At 71.2% G+C, this 22,347-nt stretch carries 20 protein-coding genes; 13 read left to right on the forward strand and 7 right to left on the reverse strand.

Going from position 1 to position 22,347, the window contains the following annotated elements:
- Positions 1-49 precede the first annotated feature (49 nt).
- Positions 50-931, forward strand: coding sequence for a fructosamine kinase family protein (locus A3CQ_RS0111730; RefSeq protein ID WP_020511129.1), 882 nt, complete (start codon positions 50-52; stop codon positions 929-931).
- Between the two features lie 10 nt (positions 932-941).
- On the opposite strand, the gene A3CQ_RS0111735 is transcribed toward A3CQ_RS0111730, so the two are convergent.
- The gene (locus A3CQ_RS0111735; protein WP_020511130.1) at positions 942-1,694 is read right to left on the reverse strand and encodes a class I SAM-dependent methyltransferase; all 753 of its coding nucleotides are present in this window, start codon (positions 1,692-1,694) and stop codon (positions 942-944) included.
- Between the two features lie 369 nt (positions 1,695-2,063).
- Between A3CQ_RS0111735 and moaA the strand changes: the two genes are divergently transcribed.
- The 4 genes from moaA (at position 2,064) to A3CQ_RS0111755 (ending at position 7,738) form a co-directional block, all read left to right on the forward strand.
- A complete protein-coding gene (gene moaA, locus A3CQ_RS0111740) occupies positions 2,064-3,071 on the forward strand; it encodes a GTP 3',8-cyclase MoaA (protein ID WP_026205596.1) in 1,008 nt (335 codons plus the stop codon).
- Between the two features lies 1 nt (position 3,072).
- Positions 3,073-3,315, forward strand: a complete 243-nt coding sequence (locus tag A3CQ_RS0111745) for a MoaD/ThiS family protein (protein WP_020511132.1) — start codon at positions 3,073-3,075, stop codon at positions 3,313-3,315.
- 33 nt (positions 3,316-3,348) lie between these two features.
- A complete protein-coding gene (locus A3CQ_RS0111750) occupies positions 3,349-4,512 on the forward strand; it encodes a metallophosphoesterase (protein ID WP_020511133.1) in 1,164 nt (387 codons plus the stop codon).
- A 70-nt stretch (positions 4,513-4,582) separates the two neighbouring features.
- Positions 4,583-7,738 carry a UvrD-helicase domain-containing protein gene (locus A3CQ_RS0111755; protein ID WP_020511134.1) on the forward strand — a complete coding sequence of 1,052 codons (3,156 nt, stop codon included), beginning with the start codon at positions 4,583-4,585 and terminating at the stop codon, positions 7,736-7,738.
- On the opposite strand, the gene A3CQ_RS62680 is transcribed toward A3CQ_RS0111755, so the two are convergent.
- Positions 7,725-8,408 (reverse strand): prepilin peptidase, encoded by a 684-nt coding sequence (locus tag A3CQ_RS62680; protein ID WP_245577183.1) that lies wholly within the window; start codon positions 8,406-8,408, stop codon positions 7,725-7,727. The two genes, A3CQ_RS0111755 and A3CQ_RS62680, sit on opposite strands and share 14 nt — an antisense overlap.
- Positions 8,409-8,544: 136 nt before the next feature.
- Between A3CQ_RS62680 and A3CQ_RS0111765 the strand changes: the two genes are divergently transcribed.
- The 4 genes from A3CQ_RS0111765 (at position 8,545) to A3CQ_RS0111780 (ending at position 12,409) form a co-directional block, all read left to right on the forward strand.
- Positions 8,545-9,183: an LppU/SCO3897 family protein gene (locus A3CQ_RS0111765; RefSeq protein ID WP_020511136.1), complete on the forward strand. Its 639-nt coding sequence runs from the start codon at positions 8,545-8,547 to the stop codon at positions 9,181-9,183.
- 100 nt (positions 9,184-9,283) lie between these two features.
- The gene (locus tag A3CQ_RS0111770) at positions 9,284-10,489 is read left to right on the forward strand and encodes an ATP-binding protein (RefSeq protein ID WP_020511137.1); all 1,206 of its coding nucleotides are present in this window, start codon (positions 9,284-9,286) and stop codon (positions 10,487-10,489) included.
- A gap of 66 nt (positions 10,490-10,555) precedes the next feature.
- A complete protein-coding gene (locus tag A3CQ_RS0111775) occupies positions 10,556-11,080 on the forward strand; it encodes a DoxX family membrane protein (protein WP_026205598.1) in 525 nt (174 codons plus the stop codon).
- Positions 11,081-11,212: 132 nt separating this feature from the next.
- Positions 11,213-12,409 (forward strand): glycosyltransferase 87 family protein, encoded by a 1,197-nt coding sequence (locus A3CQ_RS0111780; RefSeq protein WP_020511139.1) that lies wholly within the window; start codon positions 11,213-11,215, stop codon positions 12,407-12,409.
- Between the two features lie 381 nt (positions 12,410-12,790).
- On the opposite strand, the gene A3CQ_RS0111785 is transcribed toward A3CQ_RS0111780, so the two are convergent.
- The 4 genes from A3CQ_RS0111785 to moaC all read right to left on the reverse strand — a co-directional run bounded on the left by A3CQ_RS0111785 (position 12,791) and on the right by moaC (position 15,528).
- Positions 12,791-13,216 carry a molybdenum cofactor biosynthesis protein MoaE gene (locus A3CQ_RS0111785; protein WP_020511140.1) on the reverse strand — a complete coding sequence of 142 codons (426 nt, stop codon included), beginning with the start codon at positions 13,214-13,216 and terminating at the stop codon, positions 12,791-12,793.
- Positions 13,213-14,439 carry a molybdopterin molybdotransferase MoeA gene (locus A3CQ_RS0111790; RefSeq protein WP_020511141.1) on the reverse strand — a complete coding sequence of 409 codons (1,227 nt, stop codon included), beginning with the start codon at positions 14,437-14,439 and terminating at the stop codon, positions 13,213-13,215. Before A3CQ_RS0111790 ends, A3CQ_RS0111785 begins: the two co-directional genes overlap by 4 nt.
- A 121-nt stretch (positions 14,440-14,560) precedes the next feature.
- The gene (locus tag A3CQ_RS0111795) at positions 14,561-15,040 is read right to left on the reverse strand and encodes a MogA/MoaB family molybdenum cofactor biosynthesis protein (RefSeq protein ID WP_040432186.1); all 480 of its coding nucleotides are present in this window, start codon (positions 15,038-15,040) and stop codon (positions 14,561-14,563) included.
- Positions 15,037-15,528, reverse strand: a complete 492-nt coding sequence (gene moaC, locus A3CQ_RS0111800; RefSeq protein ID WP_026205601.1) for a cyclic pyranopterin monophosphate synthase MoaC — start codon at positions 15,526-15,528, stop codon at positions 15,037-15,039. The genes A3CQ_RS0111795 and moaC overlap by 4 nt, the downstream gene beginning before the upstream one ends.
- A 503-nt stretch (positions 15,529-16,031) precedes the next feature.
- Between moaC and A3CQ_RS0111805 the strand changes: the two genes are divergently transcribed.
- The 3 genes from A3CQ_RS0111805 to A3CQ_RS0111815 all read left to right on the forward strand — a co-directional run bounded on the left by A3CQ_RS0111805 (position 16,032) and on the right by A3CQ_RS0111815 (position 20,539).
- On the forward strand, positions 16,032-18,563 hold the full coding sequence (locus A3CQ_RS0111805) for a putative bifunctional diguanylate cyclase/phosphodiesterase (protein ID WP_020511144.1): 2,532 nt from the start codon (positions 16,032-16,034) through the stop codon (positions 18,561-18,563).
- 225 nt (positions 18,564-18,788) lie between these two features.
- On the forward strand, positions 18,789-20,045 hold the full coding sequence (locus tag A3CQ_RS0111810) for a glycosyltransferase 87 family protein (protein ID WP_020511145.1): 1,257 nt from the start codon (positions 18,789-18,791) through the stop codon (positions 20,043-20,045).
- A 41-nt stretch (positions 20,046-20,086) separates the two neighbouring features.
- Positions 20,087-20,539, forward strand: coding sequence for a TFIIB-type zinc ribbon-containing protein (locus A3CQ_RS0111815; RefSeq protein ID WP_040432188.1), 453 nt, complete (start codon positions 20,087-20,089; stop codon positions 20,537-20,539).
- A 71-nt stretch (positions 20,540-20,610) separates the two neighbouring features.
- Here A3CQ_RS0111815 and A3CQ_RS0111820 read toward each other — a convergent pair whose 3' ends face one another.
- A complete protein-coding gene (locus A3CQ_RS0111820; protein ID WP_020511147.1) occupies positions 20,611-21,756 on the reverse strand; it encodes an SUKH-3 domain-containing protein in 1,146 nt (381 codons plus the stop codon).
- Positions 21,757-21,860: 104 nt separating this feature from the next.
- Between A3CQ_RS0111820 and A3CQ_RS0111825 the strand changes: the two genes are divergently transcribed.
- The gene (locus A3CQ_RS0111825) at positions 21,861-22,259 is read left to right on the forward strand and encodes a YbaB/EbfC family nucleoid-associated protein (protein WP_026205604.1); all 399 of its coding nucleotides are present in this window, start codon (positions 21,861-21,863) and stop codon (positions 22,257-22,259) included.
- Positions 22,260-22,347: the final 88 nt, after the last annotated feature.

A 22,347-nucleotide genomic window follows, 5' to 3' on the forward strand; every position in this document is an offset into this window, starting at 1 on the left:
TTTTGACTCCGTTTCCGGACGTCCGTAAGCCGAAGTGGAAGATAACCCCGTGGACCAGGCGTACTTACGCGCGCACCCCGAGCATCTCCCGACATTTCTCACCCACCAGCGCATCCGCGAAACCCCCGTGAGCGGCGGCAGCGTCTGCAGCGCGAGCCGCCTGACCCTGGACGACGGCACGTCGATCTTCGCGAAGACCTGGCCACAGGGCGATCCACCTGCGGGTTTCTTCGAGGCCGAGGCCGCGGGCCTGCGCTGGCTGGCCGAGGCGGGTGCCCCCGTCCCCGAGCTGATCGTGGCTCTTCCGCAGATGCTGGCCACCGAGTGGCTCGACGAGGCCGCCCCCACCCCCGCGGCCGCCGAGCGCCTGGGCCGCGACCTGGCCGCGCTGCACCGCTCCGGCGCCGAGGCGTTCGGGGCACCCTGGCCGGGCTATATCGGTCCGCTCCCGCTCGACAACACCCCACACCCGGGGCCGTGGCCGGCGTGGTTCGCCAGCCATCGCCTCCTGCCCTACCTGAAGCTCTCCGCCGACCGAGACGCGCTCTCCGCCGCCGATGTCTCTCTCGTCGATCGCGTCCTGGCCGCGCTGGCCGACCGCCCCGACCCCGAGCCGCCCAGCCGCACCCACGGTGACCTCTGGCCCGGCAATGTCCTGTGGTCCACGGCCGGCGCCCACCTGATCGACCCGGCGGCCCAGGGCGCACACCGGGAAACCGACCTCGCGGAGTTGGCCCTCTTCGGCGGCGCGCCCCACCTCGACCGCATCCTCGCCGCCTATCAGGAGGTGTACCCCTTGGCCGAGGGTTGGCGCGACCGCATCCCCCTGCACCAGCTTCACCTTTTACTAGTGCACACCGCCGCCTTCGGCGCGTCCTACCGAAGCGCGGTCACCGCCGCCGCCTCCGCCGCTCTCCAAGCGATCGCCTGACCAGCGGCGGTCAGGCTGGTTTGTGGGCCTCGATCAGGAAGCGCTGGGAGTGGGCCACGAAAGAGCCGTCTCGTTCGATCTGCTCGTGCAGGGCACGCAGGCGGTCGTGGTAGGCGTCGACGGTGAAGTTCGGCACGGTCCAGATGACCTTGCGGAGGAAGACGATGACGGCGGCGAGGTCGACGAACTCGATGCGGAGGGCTTCGCTGCGCAGGTCGAGCACCGTCAGGCCGGCGGCGGTGGCCTGTTCGCGGGCGAGCTCCGGGTCTCGGGCGCGGCCCACCTCCTGCGGGCCCATCATGAAGTCGATCAGCTCGCGTAGCGAACCGGCGCCGACCTGCTGGGAGAAATAGGTCCCGCCCGGTGCAAGCACCCGGGCCACCTCGTCCCAGTGCACCGTGACCGGGTGGCGGCTGACCACCAGGTCGAAGGCGCCGTCCGGGAACGGCAGGTCCTCGTCCTCGCCCACCTCGACGACTTCTCCGCCGAGCGGCGCCAGCCTTTCCCGGGCCAGCGCGACGTTGGGCGGCCATCCCTCGGTGGCAACCAGCTGTTCCGGCGCCCGCGGGATCGAGGCGAGCACCTCACCGCCGCCGGTCTGCAGGTCGAGCGCCCGCCGGGCCTGGGCCATCCGCTCGCCCATCAGCCGCGCGTAGCCCCAGGAAGGCCGCTGCTCGGTGGCCCGCCCCACGAACCAGGAGAAGTCCCAGCCGTCCACCGGGACCGCGGCCCCCTCCGCCACCAACTCCTCAAACGTCGCCATACCTCCAACCGTCCCCGCCCCCACTCCTGTGATCAACTCATTTCACCGCCAGGCCGCCCCCGCCTCACTCACTGCCGACCCGCCGAGCCGCTGTCGCCTCACTCACCGCCGAGCCGCCGGGCCGCCGGGCCGCCGAGCCGCCGAGCCGCCGGGCCGCCGGGCCGCCGCCTCAGATCACCGCCGGGCCGCTGCCGCCTCAGATCACCGCCGGACAGGCCCCCGCCTCGCCCCGGCTGGGCATGCCGGCCGCCCTTGGCTGGGCCCGGCTTTCCACTGGACGATATTGACTACGGCGCTGGCGGACCGGAGCGGCTAGGTTTGTGGCGTGGCGAAGGTGACGAGATCCGAAGCGGGCGTCGGGAGGCGCTCGTGACTGGGCTTGTCGATCGGTTCGGGCGGGTGGCGACGGACCTTCGGGTTTCGCTCACCGATCGGTGCAACCTGCGCTGCACCTACTGCATGCCGGCGGAGGGCCTCGCCTGGCTGCCGAAGGAAGAGCAGCTCACCGACGACGAGGTGGGCCGGCTCATCCGGATCGGGGTCGAAGAGCTGGGCATCGCCGAGGTGCGGTTCACGGGCGGCGAGCCGCTGTTGCGGCGGGGGCTGCTCGGGATCGTGGCGGCGGCCGCCAAGCTGGAACCGCGGCCCCGGCTGATGCTGACCACCAACGGCATCGGGCTCGAGCGGGTGGCGGAGGGCCTCCGTGAGGCGGGGCTCGACCGGATCAACGTTTCGCTGGACACGCTGGATCCCGAGCGATTTCAGGCGCTCACTCGCCGTGACCGCCTCGACGACGTGCTCCGGGGGCTGGAAGCCGCGGCCGCGGCGGGCCTCACGCCGGTCAAAATCAACACGGTGCTGATGCGGGGGATCAACGACGACGAGGCGCCGCAGCTGGTGAAGTTCGCGCTGACCTACGGGTACCAGTTGCGGTTCATCGAGCAGATGCCGCTCGACGCTCAGCACCAGTGGGACCGGCACACGATGGTGACCGCCGACGAGATCCTGGCCGCGCTGCAGCCCTTCGACCTGCGCCCCGACAACGTTTCACGTGGAACCTCGCCGGCCGAGACATGGCTGGTGCCGGGCCATGTGGACGCGGCCGGCGAGCCGGCGCGGGTGGGAGTCATCGCGAGCGTGACCCGCCCGTTCTGCGGGGACTGCGACCGCACCCGGCTCACCGCGGACGGCCAGATCCGGAACTGCCTGTTCGCCCGCGAGGAGAGCGACCTGCGGAAGCTGCTGCGCGGCGGCGCCACCGACGCGGAGATCGCCGAGGCATGGCGGGTGGCGATGCGCGGCAAGCGGGCGGGGCACGGCATCGACGACCCCAGCTTCCTGCAGCCGGCGCGGCCGATGTCGGCGATCGGGGGCTGACGTGGTCACCGTGCGCTACTTCGCGGGGGCCCGGGCCGCGGCCGGTGGCGTGTCGTCGGAGGACGCGGAGGCGGGCTCGATCGCGGAGCTGGCCCAGCTACTGGCCGATCGGCACGGCGAGCGGCTCGGCCTGGTGATGAAGTCGGCCAGCTTCCTCGTCGACGGGCTCGCCTGCCACGACCGGGAAGCCGAGCTGCCGGCCGGCGTAACGGTCGACGTGCTCCCGCCATTCGCGGGCGGCTGAGAACCAAGATTCGATTGACGGCAGACTTGAGCGGTGCTGGTCGTCTTCGTGGTGCTGATCCTGGTGATCATCGGGCTGATCCACTTCTATCTGTGGAAGCGGCTCGTGCGCGATCCACTGCGCCCCGGATGGCCGAGGCGGGCGGGCGGCATCGCGGCGATCACGCTGGCCGTTCTTCTACCGGCCACGCTGATCGGGGCGAGGACCGGGCACGCCGAGTGGCTGGCCTGGCCGGGCTATGTGTGGCTGGCCGTGATGTTCTACCTCCTGGTGACGCTGATCCCGCTCGAGATCCCGCGAGCGGCCATCCTGCTGTGGTGGCGCACGCGACGACGTACCGAGGAAAAGAAAGAAGAAGAGGTAAGGGCAGAGGAGGGCATCGACCGCCGACTCGTCCTCGCCCGGGGAGCGGCGATCTTCGCCGGATTGACGGCCGCCGGCGTCACCGCGTACGGGATGAAAAGCGCGCTTGGGCCGCCGGAGATCAACCGATGGTCCATGCCGATGCGGAAGCTTCCGCGAGGCATGGATGGCACCCGGCTGGTCGTGGTGTCCGACATCCATCTCGGACCGCTGACCGGAACGCGGCATGTGGGCCGGATCGTCGACCTGATCAATTCGGTGAAGGCGGACATGGTGTGCGTCGTCGGGGATCTCGTAGACGGGACGGTGGCTGAGCTGGGACGGTTCGCGACGCCGCTCGCCGACATCGAGTCCCGGCGCGGGGCGTATTTCGTGACCGGGAACCACGAGTACTACTCGGGGTTCGAGCCGTGGATCGAGGAGGTGGCAGAGCTGGGCGTACGGCCGCTGCGAAACGAGCGGGTGGAGATCGACGGGCTCGACCTCGCCGGGGTCAACGACCTCGGCGGTACGCAGTACGGCGACCCTCCCGATTTCGCCAAGGCGCTCGGCGACCGCGACACCACGCGGCCGGTCGTGCTGATGGCGCACCAGCCGGTCGCGGCTCACCAGGCGGCCCCGTTCGGGGTCGATCTGCAGGTTTCCGGGCACACGCACGGCGGCCAGATGGCACCGTTCAACCTGCTGGTCGGGCTGCAACAACCCGTGGTCTCCGGCTACGGCAACGTGGACGGCGTGCCGGTCTTCGTGACCAACGGCGCCGGGTTCTGGGGGCCACCGGTGAGGGTGGGCGCGCCCCCACAGGTGACCGTCGTCGAGCTGCGGACGGCGTGACCCAGGGCATCAAGATCCGTAAGTTTGTCAGCGCGTGGCGATTGGTAGTGGAACCGGAGGGCATGACAGGATGCAGCGCGTGCCCTCGGAAGACGCAGGGTCCTCGGTCACCGCGGACACGTATGTCGCGGATCTGCACATCCACTCCCGGTTCTCCCGCGCCTGCAGCCGTGACCTGACACTCCCCAATCTGGCCTGGTGGGCCCGGCGCAAGGGCATCGCGCTGCTCGGCACCGGCGACTTCACGCACCCGGCGTGGTTCGACCATCTGCGCGAAAGCCTGGTCGAGGACACCGACGGCCTGTTCCGGCACAAGGACGAGGCCGAGGTCACCAAGCGGCTCCCGGGCTCGCTGCAGGCAAGCGATCCGGCGACGTTCATGCTCAGCGTCGAGATCTCGACGATCTACAAGCGAGACGACCGCACCCGCAAGGTGCATCACCTGATCTACATGCCCGACTTCCCGGCCGCGACCCGGTTCAACACCGCGCTGGGCCGCATCGGGAACCTCACCGCCGACGGCCGTCCGATCCTCGGTCTCGACTCCCGCGACCTGCTGGAGATCACGCTGGAGGCGGGCGGCTATCTGGTTCCGGCGCACATCTGGACGCCGTGGTTCTCGGCGCTCGGCTCGAAGTCGGGCTTCGACGCGATCGCCGATTGCTACGCCGACCTCGCCGAGCACATCACGGCGGTGGAGACCGGGCTCTCCTCCGACCCGGAGATGAACTGGCGAGTGTCCAGTCTGGACCGATACCGGCTCGTCTCGAACTCGGACGCACACTCGCCGGCCGCGCTGGCCCGGGAGGCGACGCTCTTCACCGGCGTGCCCTCCTACGAGGCGGTACGGGCCGGCATCGGCCTGGCGGGCACGCTGGAGTTCTTCCCGGAAGAGGGCAAATACCACGCGGATGGGCATCGGGTCTGCGGGGTCAACTGGGAGCCGCAGCGCACCCGGGAGGCCGGCGGCCGCTGCCCCGAGTGCGGCAAACCGCTGACGGTGGGCGTGCTGAGCCGGGTCGAGGACCTCGCCGACCGGCCCGCCGACTACCGAAGAGAAGGCCACGTCGAGCACCTGATCCAGCTGCACGAGGTGCTCGGCGAGATCAACGGGGTCGGCCCGAAGTCGAAGACGGTCGAGGCGCAGCTCAACCACCTGGTGGCCACGCTCGGGGCGGAGCTCGACATCCTGCGCCGGGTGCCGCTCGACGAGATCGGCCAGGCCGGCGGGGAGGATCTCCAGGAGGCGATCGGCCGGCTGCGGCGGGGCGACGTCCGGCGGGTTCCCGGATATGACGGCGAGTACGGAGTTATCACGCTCTTCGACCCCGGGGAGCTGCGGCACAAGTCGGCGCCCGCCCAGACCGAGGCGCTGTTCGACCTGGCCATGTTCGACGTCCCCCAGCAGCGCCAGCCCGAGAAGCCCCTTGTCCCGAAAAAGCCGGTCAAGCCGGTCAAAGAAGCCAAAAAGCCGGCGCCGCCCATCGCCGCACCGCCCAGCCCGCACGAGCCGTTCGAGCCGATGCTCGCCGGAATGGAAGAGGTGGGAACCGGCCTCCTCGACCGCCTCGACGCCATGCAGCGGGTGGCGGCCAGCGCCCCCGGCGGGCCGTTGCTGATCGTCGCCGGCCCCGGCACCGGAAAGACCCGCACGCTCACCCACCGGATCGCCTACCTCTGCGCCGAGCTCGGCGTCTTCCCGCACCGCTGCCTGGCGATCACCTTCACCCGCCGGGCCGCGGCCGAGCTGCGCGAGCGCCTCGACGCCCTATTGGGCGACGTGGCCGAGGACATCACCGTGGGCACGTTCCACTCGATCGGCCTGACGATCCTGAAGGAGAACGCCAAGGCCGCCGGCCTCGGCCCTAATTGGCGTATAGCGGACGAGGCCGAGCAGAAAGAGGCCCGCGAGCAGGCCGGCGACGACGACCTCGCGTACACGAAACTCCTGCGCCAGCAGGACCTGGTCGACCTCGACGACCTGATCGCGCTGCCGGTCGCCCTCCTCCGCGACGAGCCGGCCCTGGTCGACAAGTACCGCAAGCAGTGGCAGTGGATCTTCGTGGACGAGTATCAGGACGTCGACGAGGTGCAGTACGAGCTGTTGCGCCTGCTCAGCCCGGCCGACGGCAACCTGTGCGCGATCGGCGACCCCGACCAGGCCATCTACTCGTTCCGCGGCGCCGACGTGAAGTACTTCCTGCGCTTCAACGAGGACTTCGTCGACGCCCGCCTGGTCCGGCTGACCCGCAACTACCGGTCGAGCGCCCCGATTCTCGCCGCCGCCGTGCAGGCCATCGCCCCCTCGACGCTGGTCAGCGGCCGCCGCCTCGACCCCGCCCGGCTCGATCCGGAGGCGTCGCTGGTCGGCCGCTACCCGGCCGGGAGCGGCGCCGACGAGGCCGACTTCGTGGTCCGCACGATCGACGAGCTGGTCGGCGGCCTCTCGCACCGCTCCCTCGACTCGGGCCGGGTCGACTCCCGCTCGGCCGCCGCCGGCAACCTGTCCTTCTCGGACATCGCCGTGCTCTATCGCACCGACGCCCAGTCCGGCGCGATCGTCGAAGCGCTTTCCCGGGCCGGCGTGCCGGTGCAGAAGCGCTCGCACAACCGGCTGCGCGACCGGGCCGGCGTGCAGGTCATCGCCCGCGAGCTGCGGCACGCCGGCGGCCTGGGCGGCTCGCTCGCGGCCCGGGTGAAGCTGACCGCGCAGGTGCTGGCCCAGCGTTTCGCCGCGCCGACCCTCGACGCCGAACAACTGGCGCCCGAGGACATCTGGGCGGCCGCGGACCTGCTCATGCCGCTGGCCCACCGCATCGGCGACGATCTTCCGCGCCTGCTGCAAGAGGTCGCGACCGGCGCCGAGGTGGACGCCCTGGACCCGCGGGCCGAGGCGGTCAACCTGCTCACCTTGCACGCCGCCAAGGGCCTCGAGTTTCCCGTGGTCTTCCTGGTCGGTTGCGAGGACGGCCTGCTCCCGCTGCGTTGGCCGGGCTCGGCTCCGACCGACGACGAGGTCGCGGAGGAGCGACGGCTGTTCTTCGTCGGCCTGACGCGGGCGCAGGACCGCCTCTACCTCAGCCATTCGGCCCGGCGTTTCCGGCATGGCAGCGAGCGTGAGCAGTCGCCGACCCCGTTCCTCGACGCGATCGACTCCGGGCTGTTCGAGCGGCTGGGCGACACCGTGCCGGCCCGTCCGAAGGATCGCCAGCTCAGGCTGCTGTAAGCCCGATCAAGGCGCCGACCAGCAGCGCCGGGCCGAACGGCAGCACCCGTCGGCGGCCGGTGACCAGCAGGAACATGGCGATCGGCCCACCGATCAGGTGCGGCGCCAGCACGCCGACGAGCACGGCGGGCCAGCCGGCGAAACCCAGGATCAGGGCCAGCACGGCGGCGAGCTTCAGGTCGCCGAGCCCAAGACCTCCGAGCAAGACCCCGATTGCGTACGCCGTGAGCACCGTCACCGCCGCCACCAGTGCGGGCACGATCCGGTCCGGCCGCAGCAGCGCCAGTGGCAGCCCGGCGCTCGCCGCCACGGCGCCGACCAGTCGATCGGGCAGCCGCAGGCAGCGCAGGTCGATCATCGCCAGCAGCACCGCCGGGACGGACGCCAGCAGGTAGGCCGGCAGTAGCGGCGACGGCCCGATCACGACCGCCAGCAGCCCGGCCACCGTCGCGCCGGTCGCGACCGTCCACCCAAATCCACCGGAACAGGAACACGCGGCTCCGGCGCGTACCCACCCTGGAAAGCCCGGGACGAACGGCCGTTGGCAAATCGCGCAGCCGGCGCGAGGCTGGTCGGCGTGGCCGACGGCGAACCGATGGGCGAGCCGGGGCAGGAAGGCGGAGGACGCCGCGCCGAACGCGGCCGCCAAGATCACGAGCAGTGGTGACACGACCGTGGACCGTATCGGCCGGCAGTACGCGACGGAGGTCGTATAGCCGACAACAGCGGCGATTCCGTGCGGGTTTGTGTCACCCCCGCACGCTACGGTGGCAGGCAGCGTTAACCCGCACCCGGAGGAACCTCCCATGTCGCAGAACGGCCCCCATTCCGGCCCGCCATGGTCGCACGGGAGCTCCAACGAACCGTACGGCGAACCGGCCGACCCCTGGAGCGAGCAGAGCGCGCCGATTCCGCCCGATCCGTCGTGGGGTGGGCAGTCGGCGTCGATTCCGCAGCAACCGCTCTCCTACCACTCCTCGTCGATGTGGAACCCGGCCACTCCGCCCCCGACGCCGCCGTCGAAACGGAACACGCCGATCATCGCGCTCGTGGTGACGCTCGGCGTGCTGATCTGCGTCGGCCTCGGCACGACCGCCTGGCTGCTCAAGGAGCGGGCCGACAAACCGGCGGCCTCGCCGGGCCCGTCGGACGCGGCGACCAACCCCGGCCCGGTGCCGCTGGGCAGCGAGGACGCGCGATTCAACGTCAAGCAGGGCGACTGCGTGGTCAACGAGGGCACCGACGAGCTGCCCGAGATGCGCGCCACGGCGTGCGCCTCGGGGACGTACCAGGTGCTCAAACGCATCGACGGCAAGACGTCGGGGCAGAAGGACGCCGAGGCCAAGTGCGCCAAGGTCCCGGGGTACACGAAGTGGTACTTCTACGACAGCCCGCTCGACGACCTCGACTTCGTGCTCTGCCTGAAGGAGCATAAGGCGCTCTAGCCGAGTCTTGAAAAAACGCTAGATTCCCGTAGAAGACACTCGCGAGGTTTTGCTAGCGGACTCTAGCTATTTCGCTAGACAACCCGATACGGTGCAATGCGTGGATCCGGTCCGGAATCCCTACGCCCCCGGCGCCGGTCAGCGCCCACCCGAGCTGGCCGGCCGTGGCCGCGAGCTCGACGCCTTCGACGTGGTGCTCGAGCGGGTCGCCCGCGGCCGCCCCGAGCGCAGCCTGGTTCTCACCGGCCTGCGCGGCGTCGGCAAGACCGTCCTGCTCAACACTCTGCGGTCCGCCGCCATCGGCCGCCTCTGGGGCACCGGCAAGATCGAGGCCCGCCCCGACCAGTCGCTGCGCCGCCCGGTCTCGGCCGCCCTGCACATGGCGATTCGCGAGCTCGCCCCGCACCACCGCAACCCCGACCGGGTCGACGAGGTGCTCGGCGTGCTCAAGGCGTTCGCGCTGCGGGCCAACGACCCGAACGGCAAGATCCGCGACCGCTGGTCGCCCGGCATCGACGTGCCGCCGTCCCGCGGGCGCGCCGACTCCGGCGACATCGAGATCGACCTGGTCGAGCTGTTCACCGACGCGGCATCGCTGGCCACCGACGTCGGCACCGGCATCGCCCTGTTCATCGACGAGATGCAAGACCTCGGCCCGGCTGACGTCTCCGCGCTCTGCGCCGCCTGCCACGAGTTGTCGCAGCTCGGCGCGCCGCTGATCGTGGTCGGGGCCGGGCTGCCGCACCTGCCGGCCGTGCTCTCCGCCGCGAAGTCGTACTCCGAGCGCCTCTTCCGCTACCAGCGCATCGACCGGCTCGACCGGGTCTCGGCCGATCTCGCTCTGAGCGCGCCGGCCGCGCGGGAAGAGGTGGAGTACGAGGCGAAGGCGCTGGACCTGCTCTACGAGAAGTCCGGCGGGTATCCCTACTTCGTCCAGGCGTACGGCAAGGCCACCTGGGATCACGCGCCGCAGTCCCCGGTCACCGACGCCGATGTGCGGGTCGCGGCGCCCGAGGCCGAGGCGGAGCTCGCGGTCGGCTTCTTCGGCTCCCGGTTCGAGCGGGCCACCCCGGCCGAGCGTGAATACATGCGGGCCATGGCCGCGCTCTCCGGCGATCCGGACAACGACATGGACGCGGCCGTGCCCACGTCCGACGTCGCGACGGCGCTCGGACGCAAGCCGGCCAGCCTCTCCCCGGCCCGGGATGCCCTGATCAAGAAGGGTTTGATCTACTCGGGCGAGCGCGGCACCGTCGCGTTCACCGTGCCGCACTTCGGCCGATACCTGCGCACCCAGCCGGTGTGAGGCCCGTCCGCTCGGGTATGGCCCGTCCGCTCGGGTATAACCGGTTCACTCGGGTATAACCAGTTCATGAGACCCGTACGCAGCGCGGCCCGTGCCATGCTCGCCTCCCTCTTCGTGGTCGACGGCGTGCGCCACCTGATCAACCCGGAAGCCAAGGTCGAGTCCGCGCGATGGATTCTCGACAAGGTCGGCCCGATGCTGGAAAAAACGGATCCGCGCATCCCGACCGACCCGCGGACGATCGTGCGGGCCAAGGCGGCGGCCGACGTGGTGGCCGGTCTCGCGCTGGCCACCGGGCATCTCACCCGGCCCGCGGCCGCTGTCCTGGCGGCCGGTCTGGTGCCGACGACGGCCGCGAGCCTCGGTTCCCCTAGTGAAGATCAGCCCACGTCGCTGCTCAAGAACCTGGGGCTGCTCGGCGGTCTACTGCTGGCCGCGGCCGACACGGAAGGAAGGCCGGGCCTTCGCTATCGGACGACGCACGCGGTCGACCGTTCGCAGCGTGCGATGAAGCGAGCCGCCAAGACCGCCAAGCGCGACGCCCGGATCGCCGCGATGTCGGCGGCGGCCGCCCGCAAGCTCCCTGGGTGATCTTGGCACCCCGGTTTCGGGTGACCTTGTCGCGATCTCCGCGTTAAAGCGATCGAGGGCCGCGCGGGCTGGTTCTGCGCCTTCGAGAGCGACGGGGGTCGCGCCATGCCGGCGAAGCACACAAGGTCCGTTGTGGCCACCCTGGGCGGCATCGGCGCCGGCCTGGCGATCATTTGGCTCCAGCAGACGTACGGGCTGAGCACCCTCGCCGCCGCGGAAACGGCGCTCCCGCCACCGGCCGCTCTCCTGCTCGCGCCCCTGGAACGTCTTCCGCTCCCGGCCGCGGGTGGCCTGCTCGCCCTGGTCGGGGTGGCCGCCCTGGTGCTGGCCGCGATCGCGCTGGCCGGTCCGGTCGCGCGCCGCTACGGGCGGTCCCGCTTCCCGGCCGTACTGGGCGCCGCGGGTTTGGCTCTCACGGTCGCGCCGGTGCGGGCGACGCTCGGCCTCGGCACCCTCGACCTGCTGCTGTTCGGCCTGGTCACCGCCGACGTGGTGGCGCTGCGCCGCTCGGCCTGGGCGCACAGCCGGGCCGCGTGGTGGCCCGGGCCGCCCGCCTCTCGGCCGCCGGGCGGGCGCCGTCTGCTCCGATTTGGTCCCCTTCGCCGGGGTTGGGCGACCGGAGCGTGGGGCGGTGTCGGCGCCGGGATCGCGACCGCGCTTGCCATCTGGCCGTGCCTGTTCATCCTCTACCTCGTCGTGAGCCGCCAATGGCGGGCCGCGGTCTCGTCGCTGGTCACCGCGGGCACGCTGCTCGGCGTCGCGGCGCTGGCCGCACCCAGCCGGCTTCCCCGCCTGGACCGGTCGGCGTCACTGGACGATCCCCTCAACCAGTCGCTGGCCGGCGTGCTGGCCCGGCTCTACGACTCGACGAGCACTCCCGTGCTGATCTGGCTGGCGTTCGCCGGCCTGCTGGTCGCCGTCGGCATGATCCGCGCCCGCTCGGCCCACGCCGACGGCGACGAGATCGCCGCCTTCACCCTGGTCGGCCTCACGGCGGCGGCGGTAGGCCCGGTAAGCCGCATCCACGAGATGATCTGGATCCTGCCCGCCGTCCTGATCCTGGTCGACGCCGCCGCCCGCCGAAAGGTCACCGCCCGGGGCCCGCGCTTTCCCGGCCTGGGTTTCGCCGTAGCGGCCGCACTTGTCTACTTCCTGGTCGTACTCGATCCACGATGGACAACCGGCTGGAACGGCTACGCCTTCATCCTGATCCTGCTGCTGAACGCCCTGCCCTGGCGCCCAGGCGTAGCACCGGCCCTTCCGGCCCGCCGCCGCGTTGTGCCACCACTGCGTCGCGCGCCGGCCATCCCGGTCCCGCGAGGGCGATAACGTCGCCCCCGACACCACGCCGCCACACCTATCGCGCCCACCCTGACGCCCGGCCCACCGCGCTCACCCCGACGGTGCGCCTGCCGCGCCCACCGCCCGCGCCCCGCCCGCCACTGCCCGCCGCGCTCACCCCGACGCCGCGCCCACCGCGGTCCGCCGCACTCACCCCGACGCCGCGCCCGCCACTGCCCGCCGCACTCACCCCGATGCCTCGCCCACCGCGGTCCGCCGCGCTGATCCCGACGTCGCGCTCACCGCGCCTGCCGCGGTCCACGTGGTGCCGCCGGTGCGTCACGCGCCGGCCATCCACTACCTCACGCGCTATAGCGCCGCCGCCGAAGCCCACCCGATTTTTCGCGTTATTGCACGACTTCGGCGTGCTTACGGGCAGTTGACCCACTCGTCGGTGCCGTCGGTGAAGACCTGGCGCTTCCAGATGGGGAGGCGGGCCTTTACCTCGTCGACGAGTCGGGCGCAGGCGGCGAAGGCGGCCGCCCGGTGTGCGGTGCTGACGGCGGCGACCAGGGCCACGTCGCCGATCGCGAGGCTGCCGATTCGGTGCGAGACGGCGACGGCGTAGACGTCGGGGTCGGCGGCGATCTCGGTGGCCACCTCGCGGAGGATCGCCTCGGCGGTCGGGTGGCCCTCGTACTCGAGCAGGGTCACGCCGCGTCCGTGGTCGTGGTCGCGGACTACGCCCTGGAAGGAGACGACGGCACCGGCCCGCACCTCGGCGACGGCCTTCTCGTGTGCCGCCAGGTCGAGCGGAACGTCGTGGACCTCGGCGATGACGACTTTTCCGGTCATGGGCGCTCCCCGGCGACTAGTGGCAGTGGGAGGAAGGGAACGAGGTCGCCGGCCGCCGCCTGGGTGCCCGGGCGGACCACGACGAAACCGTGCGCATTGGACAGGCCGCGCAGCATCGCCGAGCCGACGTGGCCGACCGGGGTGGCCGACCGGCCGTCTCGATCGAGGCGGGCCAGCGCCAGATGCGTGAAGTCGCCGCGACCCGGTACGGCGGCGGCGGTCTCGACCCGGGTCAGCGCCGGCGCCGGGCGGCCCTGGAGGCCGGCGAGCAGCGGGGCGACCAGGGTGATCAGGGCGATCACGGCGGACTGCGGGTTGCCGGGCAGGCCGGCCAGGAAGCGGGGTCGGCCGTCGGGGCCGGGGATGCGGGCGAGCAGCATCGGGAAGCCGGGGCGTACGGCGACGGTGTTCACCACGTACTCCGCGCCTAGCTCGGCCAGCGTCGGATGCAGGTGGTCGACCGGGCCGTGCATCGTGCCGCCGGTGGTGCAGACCAGGTCGGCGCCGGCGAGCGCGCCGCGTACCGCCTCGAGGTGGGCGTCGAGCGTGTCGTGCACCGGGCCGGCCACCGCGGCCGGGTCGATGATCGCGCCGCAGCGCCGCAGCCAGCCCGGCACCTGCGGGCCGAGTGAGTCGCGCACGCGGCCGGCGCCCGGTGTGCCCGCGGTGAGCAGCTCATCGCCGAAGACCAGCAGCCCGGCGCGGGGCCGCGGCCGCACGCTGAGCACCTCATAGCCACAGGTGGCGGCGACGCCGATCACCGCCGGGTCGACGGCCGTCCCGGCGGGGAGCAGTTCCTCGTCCTTGTGCGCCTCTTCGCCGGGCAGGCGCCACTCGGGAATCGACCGGGGCGCGCCGCTGACCAGGCCGGCGGCGTCGCGAGTCGACTCCTCTATGCGGATGAGCGCGTCGGCGCCGACCGGCACCATCGCGCCGGTCGCGATCTCGACACACGTGCCGTCCTCATCGAGGGGGGCGGCCACACCGCCGGCCAGCACCCGGCCGATGACCCGCCAAGGCTTGGGGCCGCGCACCGCCCAGCCGTCGATGCTCGACGTGGCAAACGCGGGGAGATCGGTGAGCGCGCGCAGCGGCTCGGCGAGCGTGCGGCCGTCCGCCTCGGGCAGGGAGATCAACTCGGCAGGCCCGGCGGCGCTCCGACCCGCCTCGTACGCAAGGGCGCGGGCCTGCTCCCAGTCGACCGGAGTCGCGTCAACACTCACCGTCGAAGCCTATCCACCGCAGCCCCTAGGCGCCCGGCTGGGCATCGTCCCACTATGTGGAAGATCACCGTTGTCGAGTTTTGCACATTGCGTCTAGAACTCTCTGCGCATGCCTCCGAGGCTAGGCCTTTTGGGCATGATCGCCGCCGTTGATCTGGTCGACAACGTGGCTGAGCAGGGGCGCGAGGACCGCGAGGCCATCCTTGGCACCGCCCGTGGAGCCGGGCAGGTTCACGATCAGCGTGCGTCCGGCGACCCCGGCCAGGCCCCTCGAGAGGGCCGCCGCGGGCACCTTGTCGCGGCTGTATGCCCTGATGGCCTCGGCTATGCCCGGTATTTCGAAGTCGAGCAGGCCGCGGGTGGCCTCGGGGGTGCGGTCGGTCGGGGTGACACCCGTCCCGCCGCTGGTCAGCACCACGTCGACGCCGTCGGCGACCGCCTCGCGCAGCGCCTCGGCGACCGGGTCGCCGTCGGGCACCACCACCGGCTCGCCGACCTCGCAGCCGAGCTCGCGCAGGCCGCTGACCAGGCGCGGACCGCTGGTATCGGCGTAGACGCCGGCGGCGGCGCGGTTGCTGGCAACGATCACTCGGGCCCTCATGGACGGTCCTCCGGGCGTACCCAATCGCCGGTTTTGCCACCCTCTTTGCGCAAGACCCGGACGGCCTCGATGCTCGCCGCCGGATCCACTGCCTTGATCATGTCGATCATGGCAAGTCCGCAGGTCGCGACCGCTGTCAGCGCCTCCATCTCGACGCCCGTGCGGTCGGCGGTCTTGGTGACGGCCGTGATTTCGACCGTGGTGTCGGTGAGGTCGAGGGCGAGCTCCACGCCGTGCAGGCCGATCGGATGACAGAGGGGAATGAGGTCGGGAGTCCGCTTGGCGCCCATGATCCCCGCGAGCCTCGCGACGGCCATCGCATCGCCCTTGGGCAGGCCTTCTCCACGTAGGAGAGCGATCACTTCGGGCGTGGTGACCACCCGGCCGGCGGCGGTCGCGCGGCGAACGGTGATCGCCTTCGATGAAACGTCGACCATGCGTGCCGCGCCCGTGTGATCAACGTGAGTGAGCAGGGATTCGTCGGGCATACCGGGAGTTTATAGAAGCCTCACCGGAGCACGGAGTTAGCTCCGTCGCAGCGCACGGCACCACAATTCGTGTACTACAAATGTTCATGATCTAAGCGCTGCTCAGAGAGTTTTCCGACGCTACGGATAACTGGGGCAAGTTGTCAATCCATAGCGTTATGAAAACTGCACTCTAAGCTATTCGGACACTGCGGCCATAACGCCAATGTAAATGACTCTGCGCTTTCGAATAGGGACCGTGTGTAATGACCGGTTCCCCGATTCTCGCTTTCTGCGCATACCGACACAAATCGGTTCCCATCAGGATGCATCGGTCCTAGCGTTCTCCGTGTCGCGACGAACTGAAGATCCACCTGGGGCACCGCCTTGGGGGTCCGCCCAACGCGAGGAGATCAAGGCAATGCGTTCGCTTACTTGGGATTGAGACGGTGGTGCGCACGTAGCGCACACGAATACGCTTGAGCCCGGGACCAACCGTTGCGCTCGGCGACAGGACAACTACCGTGCGAAACCGAAGCTCCAACGACGACGCGACCGATCGGCAGCTCAAGCTGCTCGTCGGTCTCGTCGTCGTTCTGGCGCTCGGCGCGCTCGGGCTCGACATCTGGCACGCGACGGTCACTCACGCCGCGATGCCCAATCCGATCCTTCTGGCCACGATCTTCCTGGTCGTCGCGGTCGCCTACCGCGTGAAGATCGACGTCCGGATCCACTCCAGCCGCAGCGGGTCCAGCTGGACCGAGGTGCCCATCATGGTGGGCCTGGTGCTGATTCCGATTCCCTGGGTCGTGCTCTGCGTGGCTGCAGGCCTCACGACGATTCGCCTGCTCAACCGCGCGTACTCGTGGAACAAGGGGCTTTTCGCGGTCGGTAAAGAGGTGCTCGTCGTCAGCGCCTCCGGTGCGACCTTCGCGTTGCTCGGCGTCACGCCGAACGCCACCGAGCCGCGGGCGACGGTCGGCGCGATCATCGCGGCCTATCTGGTCTTCTGGATCGTTGATGAGCTTGTGTTCCACCCGGTCATCGCGGTCGCCTCACAGTCGACGATCAGCAAGTCCTTCCGGCAAGGCCTCACCACGCGCGCGTTCAGCCACCTTGCCCGCCTCGTGACCGCCATCTACGTCATCGAGGTGCTGGTCAGCGGCGCCAGCCTGCTACTGCTCGCCTTCGTGCCGATGGTGGTCGCCTGCCTGCACCTGTGGGAGTCGCGCCGTCTGCGCACCAAGCAGGAGCGTGAGGCGTGGCGCCAGCTCGCCGACACCACCGACGAGCTCAGCTCGGTCGACCTCAACCAGGTGCTCTATGTCGCCGCGGGCCAGGGCACCAGGCTGTTCTCCGCCGACGTGGTCGAGATCGACCTGACCGGCAGCGGTGTCAACCGGGTGATTCGCGCCGACGCCGATGGGGTGACCTACGACGGGCCCGGGCCGCGGAAGTTCGGCGGCGACTCCTCTATCACCACCGACCTCGAGACGCGCGACCGCAGCTATCGGGCCGGTGCGCTGGTGCTCGATTTCCACGGCAAGATCCGGCTGACCGAGTTCGAGCGGTACAAGCTCAAGACTTTCGCGTCGGCACTGTGCACGGCGATCCGGAACGCGGCGGCCTATGCCGAGCTGCAGCGGCTCAACGAGCAGAATGCTTTCGACGCCGCGCACGACCCGCTGACCGGGCTGGCCAACCGCCGCGAGCTGTACGAGCGGGCCGAGGAGTACTTCGGCGGCCGCACCGACGACGGCGTCGTCGCGCTGCTGCTCATCGACCTCAACCACTTCAAAGAGGTCAACGACACGCTCGGCCACGGCGCCGGCGACGCGGTGCTGCGCGAGGTGGCCCGGCGGCTCGACGACGCGGCGGCTCCCGGCGACCTGGTGGCCCGGCTCGGTGGCGACGAGTTCGCGGTGCTGCTGGTCAACCTGGTCACCCCGGCCCTGGCCACGCACCGGGCCGAGCAGATGCTCAGCGCGCTCGAGGCGACGCTCGAGGTCGAGGGTATGCAGATCACCGTCGAGGCGGCCGGCGGCATCGCCCTGGCCCCCGGCAGCGGCGGCATCAACGAGCTGATGCGGCGCGCCGACGTGGCGATGTACCAGGCGAAGCGTGCCGGCCAGCCGACCGCGACGTACGCGCACTCGCAGGACACGGCGGACGTCGGCCGGCTGATGCTCGGCGGCGAGCTGCAGCGCGCGGTCGCCAAGCAGGAGTTCGTCGTCGACTTCCAGCCGATCGTCGACCTGGGCAGCGGCGAGATCATCTCCGCCGAGGCGCTGGCCCGCTGGCAGCACCCCGAGCACGGGTACCTCACGCCCATGCAGTTCCTCGAGACGGTGGAGCGCTCCGGCCAGCTGCCCGCCTTCGCCGACGCGGTGCTCGACCAGGCTCTGGCCGCCTTCTGCGTGTGGCGCGAGGCCGGCTACGACCTGCCCGTCGCGGTCAACGTCTCGCCGCGCAGCCTGCTCGACCAGCGCTTCCCGGCGACCGTGCTCGCCCAGCTGTCGCACCACAACGTGCCGGCCGACCGGCTCGTACTGGAACTCGCCGAAACCCTGACGATCAGCCAGCTCGACACCGTCGGCCGGGCCCTGGCCGAGCTGCGCGAGGCGGGCGTCGGCCTGGCCCTCGACGACTTCGGCACCGGCGTCTCCCCGCTCTCGGTGCTGTCGCACATCCCGGTCAACCAGCTGAAGATCGACCGCGACTTCGTCACCGCCGTGGAGACGTCCTCCGAGGCGGCCGCGGTGATCCGCTCGACCGTCGACCTGGCCCGCAGCCTGCACCTCACCGTGGTCGCCGAGGGCGTCGAGAGCGAACCGCAGCGGCACGCGCTGTGGGAGCTGGGCTGCGTCGCCGGCCAGGGCCACCTGTTCGCCCGCCCGATGGCGGCGGCCCGCCTGCTCGGCGCATTGCAGCGCGGCTCCGGCGGCCGCCCCGGCTCTCTGGCCGTGCCCCTTCACGACGGTGGCGCCGTGGTGCGCCTGCCGCGCCGGCGCCCCTCCGGCGGCGCCCGCTCCGCCCTGCCCCACCAGCCGGCCTGACGCGAACGCCCGGCTCGCGCCGCTGACCTGCTCGCGCGCCTTCTGCGTCGGCCTGACGGTCGCCTCGGCCGGGCGCGCCGCGGTCCTCCCTGACCTGCTCGCGCGCTCCCACGCTGGCCCGATGGTCGCCTCGGCCGGGCCTCTCGGGCGAGCCCACGCCCGATGTCGTGGGCGGGCTGAGCCGGTCTCGTGGGCGGGCTGACCTGCTCTGCCACACTTGCCGGCGTGACGAACCGCGCCGGCCGCCTGCTTCAGCGCATCGATCGGGCGGGCGACGGCCTGACGGCCGACCTCATCCTGTACGCGATCTCCGCCGCCTTCGCGCTCGTCACGGCTCTGACGTCGACGCTGCTGCCACACCGCGCGTGGGGCGCGATCGCGGTGTGGGCCTACGCGGCCGCCACGCTGGTTGTCGTCGTCCAGCTGGTAACCCGCTCAACGGCCGGGCGGGCCGCGCTGGCCTGGACCACCGGCGCATTTGCCGCCCTGCTGCCGCTGGTGGTCGAGGCGGTACAGCGCGCCGGCGGCCGCACCGACCGCGCGCAGGAGGAGGTGCTGGTCGTCGAGAACATGGGCGACCGGCTGCTGCACCACGGGACGCCCTACCTGAGCCGGGACGCGATCGCCGCCCTGCCGCTCGACGACCGGCTCATGGGCTACAGCCCCTACCAGCCCGGGATGGCCGTGTTCGGGCTGCCCCGGGCCGCTTTCGGCGACTTCTGGTGGACCGACGCGCGGGTGTGGTTCGCCGCGGTGACGGTGGCCGCGCTGATCATCGCGGTCCGCCTGCTGCAAAAAGGCTCGCCCGGCGCCGGTACGAGTCCGCTCGTCGTGCGGGCCATCCAGGCCGTGGCGGTGCTGCCGATCTGCGCACTCACGCTGGCCACCGGCGGCGACGACCTCCCGGTGCTCGCGCTCTGCCTGCTCGCCCTGGCCCTCGCGGCAACCGGCCGCTGGGGATGGGCGGGAGTCGCCATCGGCGCGGCCGCGGCCGGCAAGCTCTTCGCGTTCCCCGTGCTCGTCGTCCTCGCGGCGTTCGCCATCGCCAGCGGCAAGTGGCGGTCGTTCCTGCCCGGCGCGCTGGGCCTGCCGATCCTGGTGCTGATCCCGCCGTTCCTGGTCGACGCCGGCGCCTTCGTCGAGAACGTGCTCCGCTTCCCGCTCGGCCACGGCCTGGTCACCAGCCCGGCGCAGTCGCCGTTCCCCGGTTACCTGATCGCACATCACCTGCCCGACGGCCACTTCATCACGATGGCGCTGCTCGCGGCGGTCGCCGTCGTGATCGGAGTACGGCTGGTACGCCGCCCGCCGCGGACGGCGACCACCGCGGCGCTTATCTGCGGCTGGGGCATGCTCGCCGCGATCCTGCTGCTGCCCACGACCCGCTTCGGCTACCTGCTCTACCCGATCGCCTTCCTGATCTGGGCTCCCGCGCTGACGTCCGACATTTCCCATCGAGCATTCAGCAAGCACACAGCCTGACAAGGCCCGGAAGCGTGACAACGCCTTGTACCGTCTGTGAGATGCAGATGACCTGTCCGAAGTGTCACGGCGAGATGCGAGTGTACGAGCGCAGCGGCGTAACGGTGGATCAGTGCACCGAGTGCCGCGGCATCTTCCTCGACCGCGGTGAGCTGGAGAAACTTTTCGAGGCCGAGTCGACCTGGAACAGTCGGCAGGCCCCCGGGCGCCCCGCATCGGCCCCCGCCGCACCGCAGCCCGGCGCCTACACCCCACCGCCGCCCCCGCCCGCGGCACCGCACGGCGGTTACGCGGCTCCCTCGCACGGCGGCTATGCGGCCCCGCCACCCCCGGCCTACGGCGCTCCGGCCGCCCACGGTTACCCGGCGCCCGCCGCCTACGGCCACCACGGCCACTACGGCCATCACGGGCACTACCGCCAGCACGGTGCCGCCGGCCACCACGGCCACTACCGCAAGCGGCACAAGAGCTTCCTGCACGACCTCTTCGACTGACGCGTTGAGTGGCCTCGCGCGTCACGCACGACAGCTTCGCGCGTGACGCACGGGGCGGCCTCGCGCCGCGCCTACGACCAGGAGCCGTCGTCGCGAAGACGGGCGGCCGGCCCATCCCCGGTCAGCAGCCCGATCACGGCGTCATCGAGGGAATCCCCCACGAACCAGTCACCGGCCTGATCGAGCACGAAGACCCGGGACCGCTCGTCGACAACCACCAGCGCGTCCCCGCCCTCGACGCCGATCGGAAAGACCGGCGCCCCCACGACCTCGGCAAACTCGGCCAGCGCCGCCGCCGACCGCGCACCCGGCAACGGATCGAACGTCAGCAGCCGGATCGCTCGCCGCCGGCCCGGACCTCGCCGGCCGCAGCGCACCCCGCCGAACTCGGCCAGCGCGCGCCGAGCCGCCGGGAACGCCGTCGAGCCCATCAGCCGCTCCGCCTCCGCCAGCACCGGCGGGGAGGGCAGCTCGACCCCGAGCCAGCCGCCACCGGCCAGCACTCGGCCCACCTCGGGTGGGAAACGGCCCGCCACCTGGGAAGAGCCGAATCGCCACTCGGACGCGTACGCCAACTCGCCACTCGGCAGCAGGCCGAGATCCACGAGTACGGTCAGGCAGGTCTCGCACGGACGGGACGGCGCACCTGCTTCGGGATCGGTCTGGTCGCGTACGAGAAATGAATGGAACCCACCACCCACCTCGCCGGTCTCGTGCAGCGCGTCGGAGACGGCGATGATCTCGGCGTGGCGCTCGGCGCCGCGGACCCGCGCGGCCGGCGGCAGCGCGGCAAGCCGGGACGCCACCTGCGGATGATGGTTGACCTGCTGATCGCCCTTGGCGCCCTGCGCGCGGAAGATCCGGCCGTCGGCGATCACCTCGGCCGCCGTGGTGGGGCTCGGCCGGCGCCGCACGGCCCGGTGCAGCGCCACCCGGGGATCGACCGTCGAGGACGGACGCGGACGACGCGCGGAGTAAAGCGAGGCGATCTCGTCGTGCGGGATCGCGGGCCAGGTCGAAAGTGTGCCGGTCTCCCGGTCGATCACCGTCCGGGCGCCGTCGCCGGGGAGGGGGAGCACGCCGGGTGGCGGCCGTGTCCAGATCACCCAGCCGAGGTCGAACTCGGCGAGCGCGGGCTCACACGCGTACCCCCGCTGCTCGGTCTCGCCACACGCCCAGCGTGCGGCGATCGCCTCGGCGTCGGCCCGCGTGATCATCGTGGATTTCCCCTCCTTGTGCGGAATGAAGTTACCGGACCACGCAACGTGTCCAAGGCCGGTATTGTCACGATGTTCGATGGCGGCGAACAGGAGTGGCGACCGTGGCGGAAACAGCGGACCGCGATGCCAACCAGGGATTACGGGACCGATTGGCGGAGGTCTACGGGCAGTATGCCCGACTTAGGTCCGATCTGGACGATCTGCAGCAACGCCTGGCGGCGGTCCGGGTCAGCTGCGAATCCGACGACGGCCTGGTGCGGGCGACGGTCGGTCCACGTGGCCAATTGGTCGATTTGAGCCTCGATCAGCGGATATTTCGGGATGCTGACGGCGACCGTCTGGCCCGCACGATCGTCGCGACGGTGCAGGAGGCGGCGGCCCAGACCGCGGGCCGGATCGAGGAGCTGATGGTCGGCTACCTCCCGGCCGATTCCGGCACGCTGCGTTACCTGCGCGACAACGATTTCAGCGCGCTACTGGGCCGCTATGACCGGGGATGAGCTGCGACTCGACGCTCTACCGGCGGCTAGGCGACTCGGGGATGCCGGGCGCTCCCTGATCGCGCAACGTGACGGTGCTGGGTCCGCC

The organism is Paractinoplanes globisporus DSM 43857 (assembly GCF_000379645.1).
In the GTDB taxonomy this organism is placed as follows: Bacteria; Actinomycetota; Actinomycetes; order Mycobacteriales; family Micromonosporaceae; genus Actinoplanes; species Actinoplanes globisporus.